This window comes from Stenotrophomonas sp. TWI169, assembly GCF_039674705.1.
Classification (GTDB): domain Bacteria; phylum Pseudomonadota; class Gammaproteobacteria; order Xanthomonadales; family Xanthomonadaceae; genus Stenotrophomonas; species Stenotrophomonas maltophilia_P.
This window is the reverse complement of sequence record NZ_JBDJOB010000005.1, coordinates 1-21,060: the sequence shown is the minus strand read 5'-3', so window position 1 is coordinate 21,060 and position 21,060 is coordinate 1. Positions and strand designations below refer to the sequence as shown.

Annotated in this window: 16 protein-coding genes; 7 read left to right on the top strand and 9 right to left on the bottom strand. The window is 63.5% G+C overall.

Annotated elements, in window-relative coordinates:
• Positions 1 to 79 precede the first annotated feature (79 nt).
• Entirely contained in the window at positions 80 to 907 is an 828-nt protein-coding gene (locus ABE543_RS05340) for a thiol:disulfide interchange protein DsbA/DsbL (RefSeq protein WP_053519866.1), read from the top strand.
• A 23-nt stretch (positions 908 to 930) separates the two neighbouring features.
• Positions 931 to 1,698 carry an endonuclease/exonuclease/phosphatase family protein gene (locus tag ABE543_RS05335; RefSeq protein ID WP_053519867.1) on the top strand — a complete coding sequence of 256 codons (768 nt, stop codon included), beginning with the start codon at positions 931 to 933 and terminating at the stop codon, positions 1,696 to 1,698.
• Positions 1,699 to 1,831: 133 nt separating this feature from the next.
• On the opposite strand, the gene ABE543_RS05330 is transcribed toward ABE543_RS05335, so the two are convergent.
• On the bottom strand, positions 1,832 to 2,707 hold the full coding sequence (locus ABE543_RS05330) for an EamA family transporter (RefSeq protein ID WP_197572194.1): 876 nt from the start codon (positions 2,705 to 2,707) through the stop codon (positions 1,832 to 1,834).
• A gap of 72 nt (positions 2,708 to 2,779) precedes the next feature.
• Between ABE543_RS05330 and ABE543_RS05325 the strand changes: the two genes are divergently transcribed.
• From ABE543_RS05325 to fhuE, 3 genes are all read left to right on the top strand, one after another.
• A complete protein-coding gene (locus ABE543_RS05325) occupies positions 2,780 to 3,253 on the top strand; it encodes an Lrp/AsnC family transcriptional regulator (RefSeq protein WP_346475402.1) in 474 nt (157 codons plus the stop codon).
• Between the two features lie 37 nt (positions 3,254 to 3,290).
• Positions 3,291 to 3,860 (top strand): M23 family metallopeptidase, encoded by a 570-nt coding sequence (locus ABE543_RS05320; protein WP_277381087.1) that lies wholly within the window; start codon positions 3,291 to 3,293, stop codon positions 3,858 to 3,860.
• 199 nt (positions 3,861 to 4,059) lie between these two features.
• Complete coding sequence (gene fhuE, locus ABE543_RS05315; protein ID WP_053519871.1) at positions 4,060 to 6,219, top strand: ferric-rhodotorulic acid/ferric-coprogen receptor FhuE; 2,160 nt, start codon at positions 4,060 to 4,062, stop codon at positions 6,217 to 6,219.
• A gap of 85 nt (positions 6,220 to 6,304) precedes the next feature.
• Here the strand turns inward: fhuE and ABE543_RS05310 are convergent, their stop codons facing one another.
• Both ABE543_RS05310 and ABE543_RS05305 read right to left on the bottom strand, forming a co-directional pair.
• Positions 6,305 to 9,166 (bottom strand): TonB-dependent receptor, encoded by a 2,862-nt coding sequence (locus tag ABE543_RS05310; RefSeq protein ID WP_065181748.1) that lies wholly within the window; start codon positions 9,164 to 9,166, stop codon positions 6,305 to 6,307.
• A 296-nt stretch (positions 9,167 to 9,462) separates the two neighbouring features.
• Positions 9,463 to 9,870 carry a biopolymer transporter ExbD gene (locus tag ABE543_RS05305; protein ID WP_346475401.1) on the bottom strand — a complete coding sequence of 136 codons (408 nt, stop codon included), beginning with the start codon at positions 9,868 to 9,870 and terminating at the stop codon, positions 9,463 to 9,465.
• Positions 9,871 to 10,033: 163 nt separating this feature from the next.
• On the opposite strand from ABE543_RS05305, the gene ABE543_RS05300 reads away from it, so the two are divergent.
• Together ABE543_RS05300 and ABE543_RS05295 are read left to right on the top strand one after the other, a co-directional pair.
• Entirely contained in the window at positions 10,034 to 12,007 is a 1,974-nt protein-coding gene (locus ABE543_RS05300; protein WP_180875847.1) for a transglycosylase SLT domain-containing protein, read from the top strand.
• Between the two features lie 37 nt (positions 12,008 to 12,044).
• A complete protein-coding gene (locus ABE543_RS05295; RefSeq protein ID WP_053519875.1) occupies positions 12,045 to 13,265 on the top strand; it encodes a multifunctional CCA addition/repair protein in 1,221 nt (406 codons plus the stop codon).
• 119 nt (positions 13,266 to 13,384) lie between these two features.
• On the opposite strand, the gene ABE543_RS05290 is transcribed toward ABE543_RS05295, so the two are convergent.
• The 6 genes from ABE543_RS05290 to ABE543_RS05265 all read right to left on the bottom strand — a co-directional run.
• Positions 13,385 to 14,014 (bottom strand): DUF6708 domain-containing protein, encoded by a 630-nt coding sequence (locus tag ABE543_RS05290; protein ID WP_346475443.1) that lies wholly within the window; start codon positions 14,012 to 14,014, stop codon positions 13,385 to 13,387.
• 390 nt (positions 14,015 to 14,404) lie between these two features.
• Entirely contained in the window at positions 14,405 to 15,325 is a 921-nt protein-coding gene (locus ABE543_RS05285) for a DUF6708 domain-containing protein (RefSeq protein ID WP_346475400.1), read from the bottom strand.
• 99 nt (positions 15,326 to 15,424) lie between these two features.
• Positions 15,425 to 16,348, bottom strand: coding sequence for a DUF6708 domain-containing protein (locus ABE543_RS05280; protein WP_346475399.1), 924 nt, complete (start codon positions 16,346 to 16,348; stop codon positions 15,425 to 15,427).
• Positions 16,345 to 19,713: a T6SS effector BTH_I2691 family protein gene (locus tag ABE543_RS05275; protein WP_346475398.1), complete on the bottom strand. Its 3,369-nt coding sequence runs from the start codon at positions 19,711 to 19,713 to the stop codon at positions 16,345 to 16,347. The genes ABE543_RS05280 and ABE543_RS05275 overlap by 4 nt, the downstream gene beginning before the upstream one ends.
• Complete coding sequence (locus ABE543_RS05270; protein WP_346475397.1) at positions 19,700 to 20,671, bottom strand: DUF4123 domain-containing protein; 972 nt, start codon at positions 20,669 to 20,671, stop codon at positions 19,700 to 19,702. Before ABE543_RS05270 ends, ABE543_RS05275 begins: the two co-directional genes overlap by 14 nt.
• Position 20,672: 1 nt before the next feature.
• Positions 20,673 to 21,060, bottom strand: a 388-nt coding sequence (locus tag ABE543_RS05265) for a DUF2345 domain-containing protein (RefSeq protein ID WP_346475396.1), incomplete at its 5' end; no start/stop codon positions are given.

The window sequence follows — 21,060 nt, the reverse complement described above, 5'->3', positions numbered from 1 at the left end:
GTCGCCGCCGCGTGTCATCATTTCCCCCTGGCCGGCGCCCGCCGCCGGCCCCACCATTCCAGATGCTGGAGACGCTTCCATGAAGATCCGCTACGCCCTCGCACTCGCAGCGCTGCTGCCGATCCTGGCGGCCTGCAAGGCCGACGACGGCACCGCCAACACCTCCGCCGCCCCGGCCGAGCCGACCACCACCCCGGCCAGCACCGACCCCGCTGCGGCACCGGCCACTGACAACGCAGGCGCGGCCCCGGCAGCCGAAGGCGAGAAGGCCGCCGAAGCCGCTCCTGCGGCCGCTCCGGCCCCGACCACCACCGCACTGACCGGTCCGGCGCCGGTGGCCGGTGAGGACTACCAGGAAATTCCGAACGGCCAGCCCTTCCAGCCGGTTGCCGGCAAGGTCGAAGTGGTCGAGATCTTCGGCTACGTCTGCCCGGCCTGCGCCGCCTTCCAGCCGCTGGTCGGCCCGTGGAAAGCCGGTCTGCCGGGCGACGTGAACTTCGTCTACGTGCCCGCCATGTTCGGCGGCACCTGGGACGACTACGCCCGTGCCTTCTATGCCGCGCAGACGCTGGGCGTGCAGGAGAAGACCCACGAGGCGCTGTACGCCGCCATCCACTCGCAGAAGACCCTGAAGGGCGAACGCGGCCGTGATTCGGTCGAGGACATCGCCAAGTTCTACGCCGGCTACGGCGTCGATCCGAAGCAGTTCGCCGCCACCATGGGCAGCTTCGCGGTGAATGCCAAGACCAACTCGGCCAAGCAGTTCGCGCAGCGCAGCCAGATCAGCGGCACCCCGTCGATCATCGTCAATGGCAAGTACCTGGTGAAGGGCAAGAGCTTCCCGGACATGCTGCGCATCGCCGACCACCTGATCGCCCGCGAGCGCGGTGCGGCCCAGGCTCACTGATCCAAGAGAAGCTGTCCCCGGCCGTGAATTCCCCCTCTACACGGACCCTGCGTCTGCTGACGGCCAACATCCAGGCCGGCTCCAGTACCCGCCGCTACAGCGACTATGTGACCCGCAGCTGGTCACATGCGCTGCCGGCGGGTCGCAAGCGCAGCAGTCTTGATGCGATTGCCACACTGGCGCGTGGGCACGACATCGTTGGCCTGCAGGAAGCCGATCCAGGCAGCCTGCGTTCGGGCTTCACCAACCAGACCCACTACCTGGCCCAGCGTGCCGGCTTCAACTACTGGAGCCACCAGCCGAACCGGCGCATGGGCGGGGTGGCATCCAGTGCCAACGGCCTGCTGAGCAAACTGGAGCCGGTGGAGGTGCAGGACCACGCCCTGCCCGGCCGTATCGGCGGGCGTGGCGTGCTGCTGGCCAGGTTCGGTGATGGCAGGGACGGCCTGGCCGTGGCCGTGGCCCACCTCTCGCTGGGTGCCGGTTCGCGGATGGCACAGCTCGGTTTCATTGCCGAGCTGCTGTCCGACCACCCCAATGCCGTGCTGATGGGTGACTTCAACTGCCTGGCCGAACGACCGGAAATGCAGGTGCTGTACCAGAAGACCCGGCTGCAGCCTCCAGGCTGCATCGTGCCGACGTTCCCCAGCTGGCGCCCGGACCGCGCCATCGACCACATCCTGGTCAGCAGCAGCCTGCAGACCCGCGCGGTCGAAGCCGTACCGGCGGCCTTCTCGGACCATCTGGCGCTGGCCATGGCCATCGACGTACCGGCCAGCGCCCTGCGCTGATCGGTAGCGCCGGGGCCCGGCCCGCCGCCCCGACCCCCACCCCCGCGGCCGGCCCCCCCCGGCCCCCCCCGCCCACCCCGGGCCGGCCCCCCCCCCGCCCCCCCCCCCCCCGCCGCCCGCCCCCCCCCCGGCGCTACCCCGCCTGCAATGCCGGCGCCTTCGACCGCCGCGCCGTCATCGTGCTCCCCACCGAAGCCACCACGGTGCAGCCGATCGCCAGCCACTGCAGTCCATGCAGGTGTTCGTGCAGCAACAGCATCGCCCACAGCGCGGCCACCGCCGGCTCCATGCTGATCAGGATGCCGAAGGTTTCCTTCGGCAGGCGCTTGAGCGCCACCATCTCCAGCGACATCGGAATCGCACTGGACACCAGTGCCACCAGCAGGCCCGCCAGCAGGATCTTCGGATCGAGCAGGGCCGCGCCGGCATGGATCACCCCGACCGGCACCACCACCAGCGACGCCGCCAGCAGGCCCAGCGACACCGAATGGCCGGCATGCAGGTGGCCGGCGCGCTTGCCGAACACGATGTACAGGCCCCAGCACGCCGCCGCACCCAGTGCATACAGCACGCCCACCGGGTCCAGTGCCGCCGCACCGCCCAGCGGCAACAGCAGGAGCAGGCCGACCACTGCGCATCCCACCCACAGGAAATCGATCGGGCGCCGTGACGACAGCATCGCCACGGTCAACGGCCCGGTGAACTCGATGGCCACCGCGATGCCGAACGGGATCGTGCGGATGGCCATGTAGAACAGCAGGTTCATCAGGCCCAGCGTGAGCCCGTAGCGCAGGATGGTGATCGCATCCGCGCGGCGGGTCTTCCAGCGCCAGGGTCGCCAGAACAGCAGCAGCAACAGTGCGGAGAAGCCCACGCGCAGTGCGCTGGTGCCCTGCGCGCCGATCAGCGGGAACAGATGCTTTGCATAGGACGTGCCAACGGACAGCGCGGTTACCGAGCCGAGCACCGCCAGCGCCGGCAACATCGGCGCGAATCGTGAAGTCTGCATGCGTCCAGTCTATTGCGTCGACGGCGAGCACTTGGCTCAATTACCGGCCCGTCCATGCAACTTCTGCTCGCCATGGCCACTGCCCCCGTGCTGGACAGCTTCGACCGCGCCATCCTCGCCCTGCTGCAGCGGGACAACACGCTGCCACAGCGGGAGATCGCCGAAGCCGTGCACCTGTCCACGCCGGCCGTGCAGCGGCGGATCAAGCGTCTGCAGGACAGCGGCGTGATCGCGGCCAATGTGGCCGTGGTGGCGGCGGCGCGGATCGGCCGACCGCTGACCCTCATCGTCGAGGTGCGCATGGTCAGCGAGCAGCGTGATCGCGTGGCACCGTTCAAGCAGCGCGTGCAGGACGACCCGGCGGTGCAGCAGTGCTATGCCATCACCGGTGACGGCGATTTCCTGCTGGTGCTTTCGGCCACCTCGATGGAGGAGTACGACGCCATCAGCGAGCGGCTGTTCGGTGGCGACGACAACATCGAACGATTCCGCACCGCGGTGGCACTGTCCACGCTGAAGCGCGGTTTCGAAGTCCCCCTGCAATGAACCGGCCTCGACGCCAACCGGGCCATACTGGCACGGCATGAATCCTTCGCCCCGCACACCCTCCACGTCTTCCGCCCGCCAGCTGCGCCGTTGGCTGCTGCGTGCGTTCCTGCTGGTCGTCACCGTCGTTGCCGCCCTGTCCGTCTGGAACAGCCGCTGGGCCGAAGCGCCGAAGATGCTGTGGTCATTGGCCCGGATGCCACCGGCCACCGAGCTGCCGGTACCGGTGGACGGCGTGCGGCCGGGCCAGATCGCCGATACCTTCGGCGCGCCGCGCGGGCGAGACCGCAGCCATGCCGGCATCGACATCTTCGCCGCGCGGGGTACCCCGGTCCGCAGCGCGACCCCGGGCGTGGTTGCCGAGGTGCGGGAAGGCGGCCTGGGTGGCCGTCAGGTCTGGGTGATCGGCCCCGGCCGCGAGCGCTACTACTACGCCCATCTGGAGAGCTGGGCCGCAGGCCTCGCCCGCGGCCAGGTCGTAGCCGCGGGCGATCTGCTCGGCCACGTCGGCGACAGCGGCAACGCCAAGGGCACCCCGCCGCACCTGCACTGGGGCATCTATGGCGCAGACGGCGCGCGGGATCCTCTGCCACTGCTGCGCCGCTAAGCCGCCGGACGGCGGTCGTCCCCGGCAGCCGGACGATCCTGCCCCGCGCGCCCTTGTTCATCGTTTGTAAATAGGAATAGTTCGTATTAACATTCCTTTCGATTACGGCGCCGCCAGGAGGGCGCGCCCGCCTCTCTCCTACCCCTAGCGCCTCGCCTCCTGGATGTCGGCCGAACGCGCATGCTCGTCCAGGAATCCCATGAACCGTCCTGCATTCCGTATCCCGCAGCCACAGCGGCTGTCCGTTGCCGTGCTCGCCGCACTCTGCGCCATCGCCCCGACCGCCTTCGCAGAGACTGCCACCGATGCGACCACCCTCGACAAGGTGGTGGTCAAGGGCGAGCGCGCGGAGGGCTACTCGGTGCGCCGCACCTCGGCCGGTACCCGCTTCGACCTGACGCCGCGCGAGATTCCGCAGTCGGTCAGCATCATCAGCCATCAGCGCATCGAAGATCAGAACCTGGACGACATCATCGACGTGCTGGCCAACACTACCGGTGTGACCAGCACGCAATCGGACAGCGAGCGCACCGAGTTCTATGCGCGCGGCTTCTACATCGACAGTTACCAGTTCGATGGCCTGCCCACGCAGATGGTGCAGAACTGGAGCTACGGCGATTCCGGCCTGGACCTCGCCCTGTATGACCGCGTGGAGGTGGTGCGCGGCGCCACCGGCCTGCTCAGTGGCGCAGGCAACCCGTCCGCCTCGGTGAACCTGATCCGCAAGCATGCCGACAGCGCCGAGCTGGCCGGCAGCGTATCGGTGAACGTCGGCAGCTGGGGCCGTACCCGTACCACCGTGGACGTGGGCAGCGCGCTGAACACCAGCGGCACCGTGCGTGGCCGGGTGATCGGCAGCTACCTCGACACCGACGCGCAGATGGACCGCTATAACCAGCACAAGACGCTGGGCTACGCGGTGATCGACGCCGACCTGACTCCGGACACGCAGTTGAGCGTGGGCTACGACTACCAGCAGAAGCGCGCCAATGGTGCGACCTGGGGCGGCTTCCCGATGCTGTTCTCCGACGGCTCGGCCACCGGCTACGACGAATCGTTCAACGCCAGTCCGAACTGGACCTACTGGGACACCACCAGCAAGCGCGCGTTCGCCACCCTGCAGCATGCCTTCAGCAATGGCTGGAAGTTCAAGGTCGGTGCGACCCACGATGAGACCAAGGCCGACGACAAGCTGTTCTACCCGGCCTACAACGACTGGACCAGTGGTGCCTCGTTCTTCGACAGGAGCACCGGCACCGGCATTTCGCCGTCGGCCGGCTTCTACAACACCGAGCGCAAGGTCAACGCGGTCGATGGCTATATCGACGGCCCGTTCCGGCTGTTCGGCCGCGAGCACCAGTTCATGGCCGGCCTGAGCTACAACAAGCGCGAGTACGCCAACTACGGCGACTACCAGATTGGCGGCCCCGGCCAGAGCTGGGACCCGTTCACCAGCTACCTTGGCTGGACCGGCGACATCTCCGAGCCGAACTGGAACCCGCTGGCGCTGGCCAGCGAAGGCACCATCACCCAGAAGGCCGGTTACATGGCCACGCGCCTGTCGCTGGCCGACCCGCTGAAGCTCATCGTCGGCGCACGCTACACCGACTGGAAGAGTGAAGGCGAAGGTGCGGACCGCTCGCACAAGGTCACCACGCCCTATGCCGGCCTGGTATTGGACATCAACGATACCTTCTCCACCTACGCCGCCTATACCGAGATCTTCCAGCCGCAGACACTGAAGGACCGCAACGGCAGCTACCTCGATCCGGTCGATGGCAAGAGCTACGAAGTGGGCGTCAAGGGCGCCTGGTTCGACAACCGCCTCAATGCTTCGCTGGCAGTGTTCCGCATCGAGCAGGACAACGTCGGCCAGGCCACCGGTGAGCCGGTGCAGGGCAGCCAGAACGAATTCGCCTACCGCGCCGCGCGCGGCACGGTCAGCCGCGGCTTCGAATTCGAACTGAACGGCGAGCTGGCCCCGGGCTGGAACGCGACCTTCGGTGCCTCGCGTTACGTGGCCAAGGATGCCAACGATGCCGACATCAACACCAACCTGCCGCAGACTGCGCTGAAGCTGTTCACCAGCTACACGCCGCAGTCGCTGCAGGCACTGACGGTCGGCGGTGGGGCGAACTGGCAGAACCGCATCTACTATGCGGTGCCGGCCTACGGCCGCATCGAGCAGAACGGCTATGCCCTGGTCAGCGCCTTCGTGCGCTACCGCATCTCGCCGGAGTTCAGCGTGCAGGCCAACCTCAACAACCTGCTGGACAAGCAGTACCTCTCGCAGATCAACGGCTACGGTGCGTACGGCGATGGCCGCAACGGCTCGCTGACGTTCACCTGGTCGTTCTGATCAACTGCAGGGAATCAGCCGGGCATGGGCTCGGCTCTACACCCGCAGGGCAGCGCCGGAGTGTCCGGCGCTGCCCCTCATCACATCAGAACCGCAGGTCCGCGCGCATGTACCAGTAGCGGCCACGCGGAATGTCATAGGTCGACGCGTCATAGCCGTTCAGCGAGCACGACAGGCAGATCGGGGGATCCTTGTCGAACACGTTGTTCAGGCCAGCGGTCAGCTGCAGTCCCTTCATCCAGTCGATCCTGTAACCCACCTGCAGATCATGGAAGGTGGTCGCCGAGAGCGTGTTGGTGCCCGCCACCTGGTTGCTGCACACCGGGAACGCCACGGCGTCGCCACAGTCTTCGGTCAACTCGGAGATGTGCCGCACCGTCCAGTTCGCGCTCCAGTTGTCCAGTGTCCAGCCGATGCTGGCGTTGCTGGTCCATTCCGGAATCGAGCTGTCGGCCACTTCCACGCCCGGCTTCTGTGGCTGCCGCTGGCCGGCCGCACCGGTGGCCTCGTAACGACCGACGAAGGTGTTCTTCCAGCCCAGCTTGAACTGGCCGATCGAGGTCTGCGGCAGGGTCCAGAACAGGTCCACGTCCCAGCCATCGGTCTTGATCGAACCCAGGTTGGTCAGTCGGTTGTTGAAGCTGCTGACCGCGCCGGTGCTGGCACGGGTGATGCCATCGCAGTACACCGGATCCAGCGTATCCACGCACAGGTCCAGCTGGGTCTGCGCGTTGATCGCCTGGATCGCGCCATCGATGTTGTGGCGGTAGAACGTCACTTCCACGTCGAAGCGCTCCGACCAGGAGGTGTTGTTGCCGAACCACGGGCTCCAGACGAATCCGGCACTGAAGCTGCGTGAACGCTCCGGTTCCAGCTCGCGGTTGCCGCCGGTGGTCACCGAGATCTGCGAGTTGGCCTGCTGGAAGCCGGCCGGCACGCCCAGCGCGGCACAGTTGGCGGCGCTGCCACGCGGCGGTGTGCCGCCCAGGCCGATCGAGCACGGATCGAACAGCTGCAGGTCCGCGCGCGCGGCCGAGCCGTACAGTTCGCCGATCGACGGCGCACGGAAGCCTTCGGCATAGGTGGTGCGCAGCACGAAGTCATCGGTCACCTGCCAGCGCAGGCCGTACTTGGGCGTGAACTCACCACCGAAGGTGGAGTAATCCGAGTAGCGGCCTGCCAGACTCAGGTCGAGCTTCTTGCCCAGTGCCGAATCGGCGAAGATCGGCACGCTCAGTTCCAGGTAGGCTTCATTGACGTCGTACGAGCCGGAGGTCGGCTGCGACGGCACGCCGTTGTAGTGACCGATCACCGTCAACGGGTCGGGCTGGTACCAGCCTTCGTACTTGCGGTACTCGTAACCGGTGGCGAAGGACAGCGGGCCGGCCGGCAGGTTGAACAGATCGCTGGACAGATTGGCGGTGAACAGACTCAGCTCGTTCTGGCTGCGGTCGCGTACCACCGGCTGGATCCAGCGCAGCATGTCCGGGGTGATGGAACCGGCACCGCCGAAGATGTTCAGCGGCACGCAGCCCGGCGTCGCCGCACATGCGGCAGGATCGCCCAGCGCCAGGTTGACGTTGTAGATGTTGTAGCTGCCGTAGTTGGTCTGTTCGGCCTTGTTCTTGCTGTACATGCCGTTGACGTCCCAGAACCAGCTGCGGTCGGCCGCCTGGAAGTTGCCGACCAGGCCGGTGGCGAAGTACGTGGTGTTGACCTCCTGCTCGAACACGCGCGCGCCACCTTCCACCGGGCGGCGGCCGACCAGGCTCATGTTGCCGGACGACACCAGGTCGAAGCCGAACGGGTTGTAGGGATTGAGCGCCGAGATGGTGATGTTGTCGGCCAGCGGATTGCCGGTGGCGCCATCGGGGCCGAAGAACAGCGGCTCGGGGCCAGCCTGGTTGGTCGACTCGCGACGGTTGCCCAGTGCCTTGACGTACCACTGCACGTTGTCGGTGATGTCAAAGCGGAACTGACCGAAGAGGCCCTTCCGCTCCGACGGCGTCAGCACCATGTTGTACTCGGCGAAGTTGAAACGGTCAGCGCTGGTGAAGCAGTGGTAGTCGTCAGTGCGGTTGCAGCCGGCACTGCCGTCATAGCGTGGATTGCTCACGCCGGTGTTGGGCACGATGTTCTGCTGCGCGCCCGTGTTGGGGTCGACGAAGGCGAAGCGGCCCTGCGGAATGGCACCGCTGCCGAAGGCCAGGCCGGTACCGGGAATCGGGAAGCGCGACTGTTCACGGTCCTTCGCATACACCGGATCCTGCTTGGTCCAGCTGGCGCCGAGGAACAGACTGAAGCGATCACCGCTCTTGCCCCAGGCCAGGTCCACGCCCTTCTGCGTGCCGTCGCCCTTGCTGTATTCGCCGTAGTTCAGGGTCACCTGGCCGCCATCGAAATCACGGCGGGTGATGATGTTGACCACGCCGGCGATGGCATCGGAGCCGTACAGCGACGACGCGCCGTCTTCCAGCACTTCGATGCGCTCGACGATGGCCAGCGGAATGGTATTGAGATCGGTCGCGGCGCCGACACCCGACGCCGAAGACTCATTGACCCAGCGGATGCCATCGACCAGCACCAGCACGCGCTTGGCCCCCAGGTGGCGCAGATCGACCTGCGCCGAACCCGCACCGACGCCGCTGCCATCCGGGGGGAAGCCGAAGTTGCCGGACGAATTGAACTTGGCATTGAGCGCCGAACCGGAGCCGGTGAGCTGCTGCAGCACTTCGCCGATCGAACTCAGGCCGGTGCGCTCGATGTCGCCGCGCGTCAGGGTCTGGATCGGAACCTGGCCCTCCACTTCAGCGCGCTTGATGCGGGTACCGGTGACTTCGACCGCGTCCAGGTTGGTGGTGGACTGTGCGGCGGCGCCCAGCGGTGCCAGGGCAGTCACGCACAGGGCGACGGCAACCGCCAGGGGGCGGTGGTGCAGGTGATTCATTCGCTCTCTCTCCAAAGGAATGTCGGGACATTGGCTGCCGTACGCCCCTCCTGCATGGCGGCAGCGTCTCCTTTGTAAACAAGTAGTCAAAATCACGGCGTGATGACCGACACCCTTTCACGCAGGCTTGACGCGATTGACGGGCAATCACATCAGATAGCGACAGATTCTGTCTTCTGTTCCGGCCTTGGCGCGGCGGTCACGCGCCCGTTGCGACAGCAGGTGCCGGCATCCGCGGAGTGCTCCAAAGCACTCTTGGTGGAGGGGCTGTCCATCGACCGCCCCTCGTCCGCTGCTCAGCGCACGAACGCAATGCGCTCCATGCCGGTGGCCTCGGCCGCCGCCAGGATCCGTGCCATCCCTTCGTACTCGGCCGCCGGATCGGTCGCGATGCGCAGCTCCGGCAGGTTGCCGGCGTACTTACCCGCCTGCGCCTGCAGGCGCGACTGCAGATCGGCAATGGCCAGAGACTGGCCGTTCCAGCTGAGCTGGTTGGCTGCATCCAGACGCAGTTCGATCGGCGGCGGCGGGTCCGGCCGGGCGACCACGCGATCGGTCGCCTGCGGCAACTGCACTGCGATCGGCCGGGCCACGATCGGTGCGGTCACGATGAAGATGATCAACAGCACCAGCATCACATCCACCAATGGCGTGACATTGATCTCCGCCAGCGGGCCATTCCTTCCTGCGCTACTGAACGCCATGTGCCGCTCCCTGCAGCCGGGCGGTTCGCCCGGCTCTGACGTTACGCCGGCATCCCGCCGTTGCGGCAGAGGCTGCATGCACCTGCATTCAGCCGCCGTTGCCTTTGTCTGGCGTGCACGCGATGCGAAACTGAATTCAGCCAGTGCCCGCTATGCTGGCGCCATGACCCGACGCTCTTCGACCGCCCTGTCCCTGCTCCCGCTGGCCTCCCTGCTGCTGATCGGCTGCGCCGGTGCCCAGTCCCTCGATGCCCAGAACGCGCAGCTCAAAGCCGCCATCGCAGCTGCCGAACGCGGCCAGTTCGATCCCGGCCAGGCCGCCGCGCTCAGCCGCCATCCGGCCTATGGCTGGCTGGAGTACGCCAATCTGCGGCGCAACATCGACACGGTCGACACCGCGCAGGCGCAGGCCTTCCTCAAGCGTTACGAGGGCCAGGCCGTGGCCACCACCTTCCGCAGCGTGTGGCTGCCTTCGGTGGCACGCCGGCAGGACTGGCCCACCCTGCTCGCCAACTGGGTGCCTACCGACAATCTCGGCCTGCGCTGTGCGCAGTTGACCGCCCGACAGGTGACCAGCGGTGTGGATCCGCAATGGATCAGCGACGCCCAGGAGCTGTGGCGCCGGAACGGCAAGTCACTGCCCGACGGCTGCGATGCGGTGTTCGCCGTGCTGCAGGCCCAGGGGGGCCTGAGCGACGCACTGCGCTGGGAGCGCATCGACGCGGCCGCCGACGCGCAGCAGCCGGCGGTGATGCGCAGCGCCGCGCGTGGGCTTCCCGCTGCCGACCTGGCGCTGGCCAACACCTATGCCGCGTTCGTCGACAAGCCCAATGCCAGCGCACTGAACTGGCCGCGCAATGATCGCAGCCGGCGCATCGCCACCGACGGCCTGGTCAAGCTGGCCAAGGCCGATCCGGATGCCACCGAGCAGCAGCTGCCGCAGTACGCGCAGGCCCTGGGCCTGAGTGCCGAGCAGCAGGCCCAGGTGCGCTACCAGATCGCGTTGTGGACGGTCGCCTCCTACCTGCCTGATTCCGCGCGGCGCCTCAATGCAGTCCCCGACGCCGCCTACGACGAGCGCCTGCATGAATGGCGCGTGCGCGAAGCGATGTCGCGTGGCGACTGGCCGGCGACCCTGGCGGCGATCCGCAAGATGGGGCCGAAGCAGCGCAACGATCCACGCTGGCGCTATTACGAAGGACGCATGCTGGAGAAGACCGGGCAGGCACAGCAGGCACAGTCGCTGTTCCGGGAGGCCGCGCGCACGCCCACCTTCCACGGCTTCCTCGCGGCCGACAAGCTGCAGCAGGGCTACACGCTGTGCCCGTGGAAACCCAACGACAGCGAACAGGCCAAGGCCGCAGTGGCTCGCGATCCTGCCATCCAGCGCGCAGTGGCGTTGTTCCAGATCGATCGCGCCGGCTGGGCCGTGGCCGAATGGAACAGCGCGCTGTCGCGCTTCGATGACACCCAGCGCCGACTGGCCGTGCGGGTGGCCCAGGACAACGGCTGGTTCGACCGCGCGGTGTTCTCCCTCGGCAAGCAGCCGCAGGAACAGCGCCTGTATGACCTGCGCTTCCCGCTGCACCATGACGCCACGATCCGCCGCGAATCGGCGCGCAATGCCATCGATCCGGCCTGGGTCGCTGCGGAAATCCGCGCCGAAAGCATCTTCACTCCGCGCGCGCGCTCGCCTGCCAATGCGATGGGCCTGATGCAGGTGCTGCCGGCCACCGGTGCCGCCGTGGCAAAGTCCATCGGCCTGACCGGCTACGGCGGTGCCGACAGCCTCTACGACCCCGACACCAACATCGCCATCGGCACCGCCTACCTGCGCCAGCTGATGAACAAGTACGACGGCCTGCCCTATGTGACCATCGCCGCCTACAACGCCGGTCCGACGCCTACGGCACGCTGGCAGAGCCAGCGCCCCGGTTTCGATCCCGACCTGTGGATCGAGACGATCAGCTACAAGGAAACGCGCGAGTACGTCGCGCGCGTGCTGGCCTTCAGCGTGATCTACGACTGGCGCCTCAACGGTGACGCCCTGCCGCTGAGCGACCGCCTGATGGGACGCCTGGTCGACAAGCGCAAGAGCTTCAGCTGTCCGGCGGACGCGGGCCAGGGCGGCGACTGATTCGGCTCTGCGCGCCGGGCATGCCATCATCCCCGCCATGAAGATCTATCTTGTCGGCGGCGCCGTGCGCGACCGCCTGCTGCAGCGTCCCGCCGGCGACCGCGACTGGGTGGTGGTCGGTGCCACGCCCGCGCAGATGGAAGCGCAGGGCTTCAGCGCCGTGGGGCGGGACTTCCCGGTGTTCCTGCATCCGCAGACCGGTGAGGAATACGCCCTGGCCCGCACCGAGCGCAAATCCGGCCGCGGTTATCGCGGTTTCGTGGTCGATGCCGATCCGGCGGTAACGCTGGAAGAGGACCTGCAGCGCCGCGACTTCACCATCAATGCCATTGCCTGCGACGAAGACAGCGGTGCGCTGGTCGATCCTTACGGCGGCGTGCGTGACATCGAGCAGCGCGTGCTGCGCCACGTCGGTCCTGCCTTCGTTGAAGATCCATTGCGCGTGCTGCGCGCGGCCCGCTTCATGGCCCGCTTTGCCCCGCTGGGGTTCACCGTTGCCCCCGAAACCATGGCGCTGATGCGCGAGGTCGCTGCCAGCGGTGAGCTCGACGCGCTGGTACCAGAGCGAGTCTGGCAGGAACTACGAAGGGCGCTGGCAAGCGAACGGCCTTCGGCGTTCCTGCGCACCCTGCACGAGGCGCACGCACTGGGCCCGGTCCTGCCCGAGCTGGAAGCGCTGTATGGCGTTCCGCAGCGTGCCGAGTTCCATCCGGAAATCGACACCGGCCTGCACCAGGAGATGGTCAGTGACATGGCAGCGGGACTGGCCCCGGGCGATGACCTGGTCGGCTTCGCCGCGCTCACCCACGATCTCGGCAAGGGCCTCACCCCGCCGGAGGAATGGCCGCGCCACATCATGCACGAGCAGCGCGGCATTACGCCGCTGAAGGCGCTGTGCGCCCGCTTGAAGGTCCCGGCCGAACACCAGCAGCTGGCGGAAGCGGTCTGCCGCGAGCACTTGAACGTGCACCGCATCGACGAGCTCCGCGATGCCACCGTGCTGGAACTGCTCGGTCGCTGCGACGCGCTGCGCCGGCCCGAACGCATCGCGCGCATCGCAGTGTGCTGCGAGGCCGACAAGCGCGGACGACTGGGATTCGAGGACAGTGACTACCCGCAGGGCGAAACGCTCAAGCGCCTGCATCAGGCCGCGCTATCGGTACAGGCACGGGATCTGGATACGACGCACCTGAAAGGCCCGGCGATTGGTGAAGCATTGGCCAGGGCGCGGGTGAAGGCGATTGCGGCGGCTCGGTAATCCCCTATTTTCAGGTTCTCCTCCCATCTGAGGGGAGAGGCTCACGGCCGACACGCCAGATCGTGGTTGTCGAGACTACAAACCGGGGCAGGTCAAATGCCGACGCAGCCAATCTTGCGTCAAGTCTTTGGAGCAGCCCACGCCTCAGACTCCGACAGCTTTCGCCCTAAGGCCGCCATTGCCTCATCCGGGAACTTCGGAAGTCGGCCCGTGCTGAACGTCTTGAACTTCTCGCCCGGGTCCAAAGCCGGGCCGGCATCGTTCATGTATTGGCGAATGTGCTCCCAAAGCTGCAGCAACTCGAAATCGTCCCCCCACCCCTTGAAGCCGATATTCACCTCACTGGCGACCTTCGTGGGGTCGTCTTCACGTCCGAAAACCATCGTCAGGATGTATGTCCAGCGAGCAGAACTCATGCCAGCAGTGACCTCGAGAATTCTGTATGTTCGAGGTTGAAGACTCTCCCAACTGTGCCGTTCAAACTTCACCGGTTGAAATTCAGAGATCCGTATGAATGACGGCATCTTGGGCACAGACACCCATACCTCCTTAGTCCCCCTATTAAATATGACCGGAAAATCGGACGGCATTAGAACCAATCCGCGGAAAAGCACACTGAATGTACTAAACCCAAAAAATAATCCGAACAAGCCAGCACATCCAATGCCAAGGGCCAACCCTGGCTCTTGAGCAAAACCCTCCCCAAGCTTGATAATAAGATGCGCGCAATAAATGCCAATCAAAATCATACAGAACGATGGAATTAGCCCAAACCACGCAAGAGCGGATAAGCTGGAAGCTCCTCTCAATCCACTTACAACCACTCCATTCTCATACACCCCCAGTATTACATCTGACGATGAGGGGCCACTGTGAACTCGGGCACCGTCAGCGGAATTCAGGATCCGGCGCGGTTGAGCTACACCAACCTGCCCGGCGCCATTAGTTCGCTTCTTTGCAAAATCCGTATCAAAGAAGGGCTCCTCGCCCTCCCACTCTTCAACCAGAACGTCGCCATACCGCTTCCTGGGTCTATTCATTCACCCAAAATCCTCTCGTAGACCGACCTCCTCCGTTTTTCAGCAGCGGGGCTCTTTAGAGCTCACATTTCATCTGGCCCGCCGCCAATAACAGGGCCATTAGGCCCTCGTAATTTCCCAAGCCTCGGATTCCGAGAGCTTTCGCCCCAAGGCCGCCATTGCCTCATCCGGGAACTTGGGAAGTCGGCCCGTGCTGAAGGTCTTGAACTTTTCGCCTTGGTCCAAAGCCGGGCCGGCATCGTTCATGTATTGGCGAACGTGCTTCCAAAGCTGCAGCAGCTCGAAATCGTCTCCCCAGCCTTTGAAGCCGATATTCATTTCACAGGCGACCCTTCTTGGATCATTTTTTTGACCAAAGACTAAGGTAAGAATATAGATCCAGCGGGCAGAGCTCGCCCCTGGAGTAACCTCTAAGATCCTATACGTTCGAGGTTGAAGATCTGCCCAGCTGTAACGTTCAAACCTCACCGGATGGAGCTCAAGTATCCGGACAAACGATGGCAGCGTAGGAACAGCCACCCATATATCCTTCGCACTCCTATTAAAAATTACAGGAAAGTCCGATGGCATTAACACAAGAACACGAAATAAAAAACTAATTAAACCAATACCAAACAGAAATCCAGCTATTGAAATAAAGAAAAAAGAAATGGCAATACCGGGCTCAAAAACAGCATTGGCGCCCAATCTAAACAGTACATTTGCACAAAAGATCGCTACTGCAATAAGACCTAAAGCAGGAAGGAATCCGAACCACGCCAGTATAGAAAGACTTGCATTACCTCTCAGCCCACTGATCAGGATACCGTTCTCATAGGCCGCCAGAACAACTTCGGACGACGAGGGACCACTATGAACTCGGACATCGTCAGTAGAATTCAGAATCCGGCGCGGTTGAGCTACACCAACCTGCCCGGCGCCATTAGTTCGCTTCTTTGCAAAATCCGTATCAAAGAAGGGCTCCTCGCCCTCCCACTCTTCAACCAGAACGTCGCCATACCGCTTCTTGGGTCTATTCATTCAACCAAAATCCTCTCATAGACCGACTTCCTCTGTTTTTCAGCAGCGGGGCTCTTTAGAGTTCATGGTTCATCTGGCCCACCGCCAATAGCAGGGCCATTAGGCCCTCGTAGTTTCCCAAGCCTCGGTTTCCGAGAGCTTTCGCCCTAAGGCCGCCATTGCCTCATCCGGGAACTTGGGAAGTCGGCCCGTGCTGAAGGTCTTGAACTCTTCGCCCGGGTCCAAAGCGGGGCCGGCATCGTTCATGTATTGACGAATGTGCTCCCAAAGCTGCAGCAACTCGAAATCGTCTCCCCATCCCTTGAAGCCGATGTTCACCTCACTGGCGACCTTCGTGAGGTCGTCTTCACGTCCGAAAACCATCGTCAGGATGTATGTCCAGCGAGCAGAACTCATGCCAGCAGTGACCTCGAGGATCCTGTATATTCGAGGTTGAAGACTTTCCCAACTGTGCCGTTCAAACCTCACCGGAATAAATTCAAAGATCCGTATGAATGACGGCATCGAAGGAACTGTCACCCAGACATCCTTCGTTTTCCTGTTAAAAATCACCGGGAAATCCGATGGCATCAGCACCAGAATACGAAACAGAACACTGAATCCACTAGTTCCAAAGAGTGCACCGAACAAGGTCCCAAATGCGAAGCCAAACGCAACGCCGGGCTCATGCACCAGAAACTCCCAGCCCCCCTTGAGCAAGACAGAGGCACCAAAGAACGAGGACGCGACGAGACCCAGGGCTGGAAGAAATCCGAACCACGCAAGTAATGAAAGACTTGCGGACCCTCTCAGGCCGCTAATCATGATGCCGTTCTCATAGGCCGCCAGAACAACATCGGACGATGAGGGGCCACTGTGGACTTGATCGCCGCCAGTGGAATTCAGGATCCGGCGGGGTTGGGCCACACCAACCTGTCCGGTGCCGTTAGTCCGCTTCTTTGCAAAATCCGTATCAAAGAAGGGCTCCTCGCCCTCCCACTCTTCAACCAGAACGTCGCCATACCGCTTTCTGGGTCTATTCATTCAACCACCATCCTCTCATAGACAATAACGTCCCCTCCATCAAGAGCGTCTCGAATTGTGAGCTCCACCGCCAAAGCCGAGAATCGACTACTCTCGACATGGCCGGATATTGTCAATGCCTCAACCGAGACATGATCCATCCTGCCTTCTGATACGCCCTGGCCCCAGTTCTCTCCGGCATTGCCCAACTCATCGGTGGAATAGCGGGCGATGCTCTCCATCCCTGCCGCGCCCTGACCGCTCACAAGAATATTTATTCCCAGCCGTTTCCGAATCTGATCTACAAGCTTAAGCGTGACCAAAAACTCCCTAGTGAACCTTGCACCGGAGTCATGGGCGGTCATGCGTTTCACTGCATCACCGATGATCACGTCATCCGCAGATGCGACATTCTTCCAGCTGAACGCGCTTCTATACTGCGCATCCACCTCAACACCCAAAAGAACTTTATTGAGTTCTCCAAGTTCTTCCTCCTGCGTGACCCAACGGGTCGAGATCCACCTCCCCCAAATAGTCCTGGCCGCCCAATCCTCGAGAGGAAGCGTCATTAGAAGCGAGGCAACGAAACCGAGCGCAAGTCCGAGAATCACAAGGACGATGCCCCACCCAAGCCATGAAGTAGTTGTGCCAAAACTCTGAACAAAGATGGATGCTGCGTATAGAGCAAGAGCGAACCCACCAGCGAACAGCGATACCCCTTCTAGGAAATGCACTACAGCAGCACCACCGCGCCCATTCTTCAAATCGTCCGCAGAAGCAACAAAGGCCTGCGCCGAATCAATGAACGAACCAATAGCCGCAAACAGAGCAACCGTGGCCTCCAGACGCTTGGCAAGCCCCTTCTTGAGAACATTCTGCGCGTACGATTTCGCGACATCGAGGAATGCCGAGACCACTCCTAACCCTGCCGAGAAGAAACTGAAGATGGCATCTCTGCGCTCCTTCGCTGTGCCAACCTCCATCTTCTTCCATGCTTTGGCTACTTCCATCGCGTGAATGATGCCGGCACCGGCACTCATCACCGTGGGCACATCGGCAATCACCTTGGGGGTGGCCGAAGCCAGGCTCATCAGACCGCTGGACCCCATCGTGATGGGAGCAGCCGCAACTACAACTCCCGTCATCATCGATCCCGGTGCTGGCCGCGCATTTGCCACGGATTGCCCCGGCTGGACCGTGGATTGAAGCGCGCGCAGTTGCTCTTCACTCTGGTTGGTCCACAGATGCAGCTTCACTCGCGTATCAGCCGCTTCACCGGCACCTGCAAGCTGGAGCGAGCTTCCGCTTCCAATCACCAGGCTCTTCACGCCATTGCGCTTGCCGGCCGGCGTGTCGGCCGCAGCCGCAGTGAATGCCCTTGAGACCTCCCGCCACGCGCGCCCTGCCATCCGCAGAGGGGCATCAACAATCAGATGTGTAATCTGCGGGGCTGCTCGTTTGACCATACTGCTCAACAAGGCCATGACACGGTCGTACAGAAGCGGGGAGAGCGTCTTCTTCACTTTCCCTGCGCCAAGCGCTACGGCGCCCACCATCGCGATCAGCGGGCTGGCATACGCACGTGCAAGAATCCGCAGCGTGTCAACGTGCTTCACGGCCAACGCGGCCGCCTTCCCGCCCTGGTTGGACTCGCTCAGCTTCTCTGCCAGATCAAGCAGATTGTTGAGAACCTCAGTGGCCTTGTTTCTCTGGCCCTCTTCGACGCTCCACCCGGAAAACTGCTCAAACGCGTCTTTCTGATTGCCCAGCATGGCCCTGACCAGCAGATTGTCCTTGTTGCTGGGATCATCCTTTACGAAGTCGGCGTACCACTCCACAGCCTCGTCGTCGATGGGCCCGCCGTGCAATAGGTTGGCGACCACCTGGCTGTAGTAGATGCCATCTTCGGGGCTCGTCTCATCGAAATCGAACCCGGTGACCAGCTTGCGGCCGTGCCACGACAGAAGATCACGATGATCCCCCTGGATGTGCTTGCGCAGTGCCTTGTCCTCAGCGGAGAACCTACCAAACTCCTTCAGGTAGTCTTCCCAGCCCAGTAAATTTCCGGTGACGGTGTCGCGAGTTTTGCCCGACGCCTTCTTCTTGATCTTCTCGATCAGCTCAAGCGCGTCGGCCTCAAAAGCGCCGCCGGCTACGTGCACAGTGCCGTAGCCGTTCTGTCCGCTTGAGGCGACGCCTTTACCCCACGGGCCGTTCATGGGAATAGCGAGCGGCGACCAGCTTGCGGACGAAGGAACGATGCCTGCCTTCTGGCGAGCCTCGAACTCTGTCTTCGTTATCATTTCCGCACGAAGATCCATTGCGGACATCGCAGGCGGATTACGATCACGGAAGTCAGCCTCCCGCACCCTGGCCTGCTCAACCAGCATCTGCTGAAGCCCCACCAGCGTCACTGCAGTCTGCAGGCGTCGCGCACCGTCCTTCTGCGCCATCAACCACGTCACAGCCTTGCTGGGTAGTGTCAGGCGCAGATGCGCGGCTTCGTGGGCCATGCCGACCGGGTCGCTGACACCCAGGATCAGAGGCTGCCTGGCGGCTGGATCCCTGGATGCGCCCGCGATTGCAGCCGCCGCCGCGGCAACGTCCTTGGCGGACTCGCGCCGCTCTTCGGTCTGCGCATCTTCCGAAGCCGGCTTCTCCGGGACCTTGCCATTCTTGTCCAGCGCTACCTGCCCTGGACGATGGGGATTTCCGCGCAGACCTTCAAGCATGCGACCGCGCTCGACGTCGTAGTCCGCAATTGCGCCCTGTATCGCACCATCCGTGAGCGCCAGCGCACGGCTGCTTTGACCGGTGGACGCGTTCAGGCGAGTAAAACGCTGGTTCAGAAGCTCCGGGTCTGCCGCGTAGTTCTGCCTTACCTTCACGGATAGCGGCACTTCGCTGAAACCTATCCAGACCTCACCAGCACGGGAGGGCTCTTTGATGTTGATCAGCATAGCGGCGGCATAGCCCGCCGCGCGCTCACGACTGAAGCGCGGCATTTCCTCTGGCAGAGGTGGATTCTCCAACGGAATGGGGCTGACATAGCCTGCCTCGTCGACAGCGTAAGCCTCCCAACCTTCTCCACCGATCAGCGCATGCATTGCTGGAGTCTGATAGTAGACGTAGACGTACCCTGTCCTCAGCGCACGCATGACATAGTCGGAGAACTTCAGGTCGGGCGCGGAAAGCCCGGCCATCAGTTGACGTGTCTGCACGGCTGATCTGGCCGCGTATCGTGCTTCCGCCAGCCCCGGCCGGGTAAGCAACACGGGCAGACCAGACTTGACACATGACGCGCAACCGCCAGCACCGCACGTCTTGGTTCTCCTGGCAGCGGTGATGGCGTTGCTCGAATATTGATTGCTATCACCTGAAGCCATGAATGCTCCCTCCTTGAGTGGCCTCCAGATAGCGAGCGCCGGATCGGCCTTGTCGGACGGCCAGTGCCATGGCGTCCCACCTGCTATCGGGAATCGCAGCAAGGGCCAAAGCGAGATTCGTGGCCTGTGCCTGGGATGTGGCAACAAGTCGCCGAAGCTCTGGCGACCTGAGAACGTGATTGTCTACCTGCAAGGCGTACGCTCCGAGGAGCACGCGATCATGCAGGCTTTGGGCGCCAGCGGCCTGCGCCTCGGATAGCGCGAACTCGGCCAGATCGAGGTAGTTCGCCGGAACGGTTGGTGCGAATCGCCGCCATCCTCTGAGCATGCTCTGCACAGCCTCGCACTCGTCAAGCATGCTCCCATCGAACTTCCATAGGAGCCCAGTGCGCTCCCGCTGTGGTGTCATTGACACGCGGAGTTCAGCGACACTCGAATCTCGCCCCAACACCAGGATCTGCGTCATGGGTCCTGCCATGAAGGCCTGCTGGGCGGCGTCCAGGCGGCGCCAGAGCCACTTGAGTACCCGCCGATCCGCAAGGCGCAGATACCGGCGTCCCTGCCCGGCTACTCGAATCGTACAGATCGTGGCCCAATGTCTGGCCATCTCATCAGGCTCGGAGTCGAAGCCGATCCAAGGCCCAATGGCGAACCCGTGCTCTGCCTCACTATCGGGGTTCCGCTGCTCTTCCATTGCCTCAAGGCAGGTGGCGTGCAGCAGCGCGACGCCATCAGAGGTTGCTTCCAGCAGAAGCAGGTACGGAAGGCGCGATGGCGTTTTGTCACGAAACGGCACATTGATTCTGAGTTTGGTTGCTCCCAGCTCCGCGACAAGCCCATCATCAAATGGGTCGCGCACCAATGGATCGATGATTGCGCCTGCCCAGCGCGGCTGGCGCGGACCATGCAATCTTTCACCGACATCCCGGATCAACGATTCAAGCGAGTGATGATTCATTTCAGATAGTTGCAGTGCCGGCCGCTGCCAGCTGACTGTCCTTGGTTGGGCACGCCTTGAGATCTGCGGCAAGCACGGCGAGTTGCCCCACCACACTCGCCGGCCCCAGCCATTCGCGCTGGCTCGCCTTGAATTCCACCTTGCCCGGTGCGCCCAGTTCGATGTTGTCGCCCTCGATCCGGATGTAGGCCCCGGCCGCCGTCGCCAGCAGATGCTTGCTCGGTGCCGACAGCTGCACGTCCGCTTCGGTGCTGGCGATGCGCACCTGCGTCTTTGCGGCCACGATCGCCTGGTTCTTGTGCGCACGCGCACTCACCTTGCCCTGTGCAGCATGCAGCGCGATGCCGCGCTCCTGGTTCGGGCTCTCGCCGCTGGGTTCCATGCCGGCG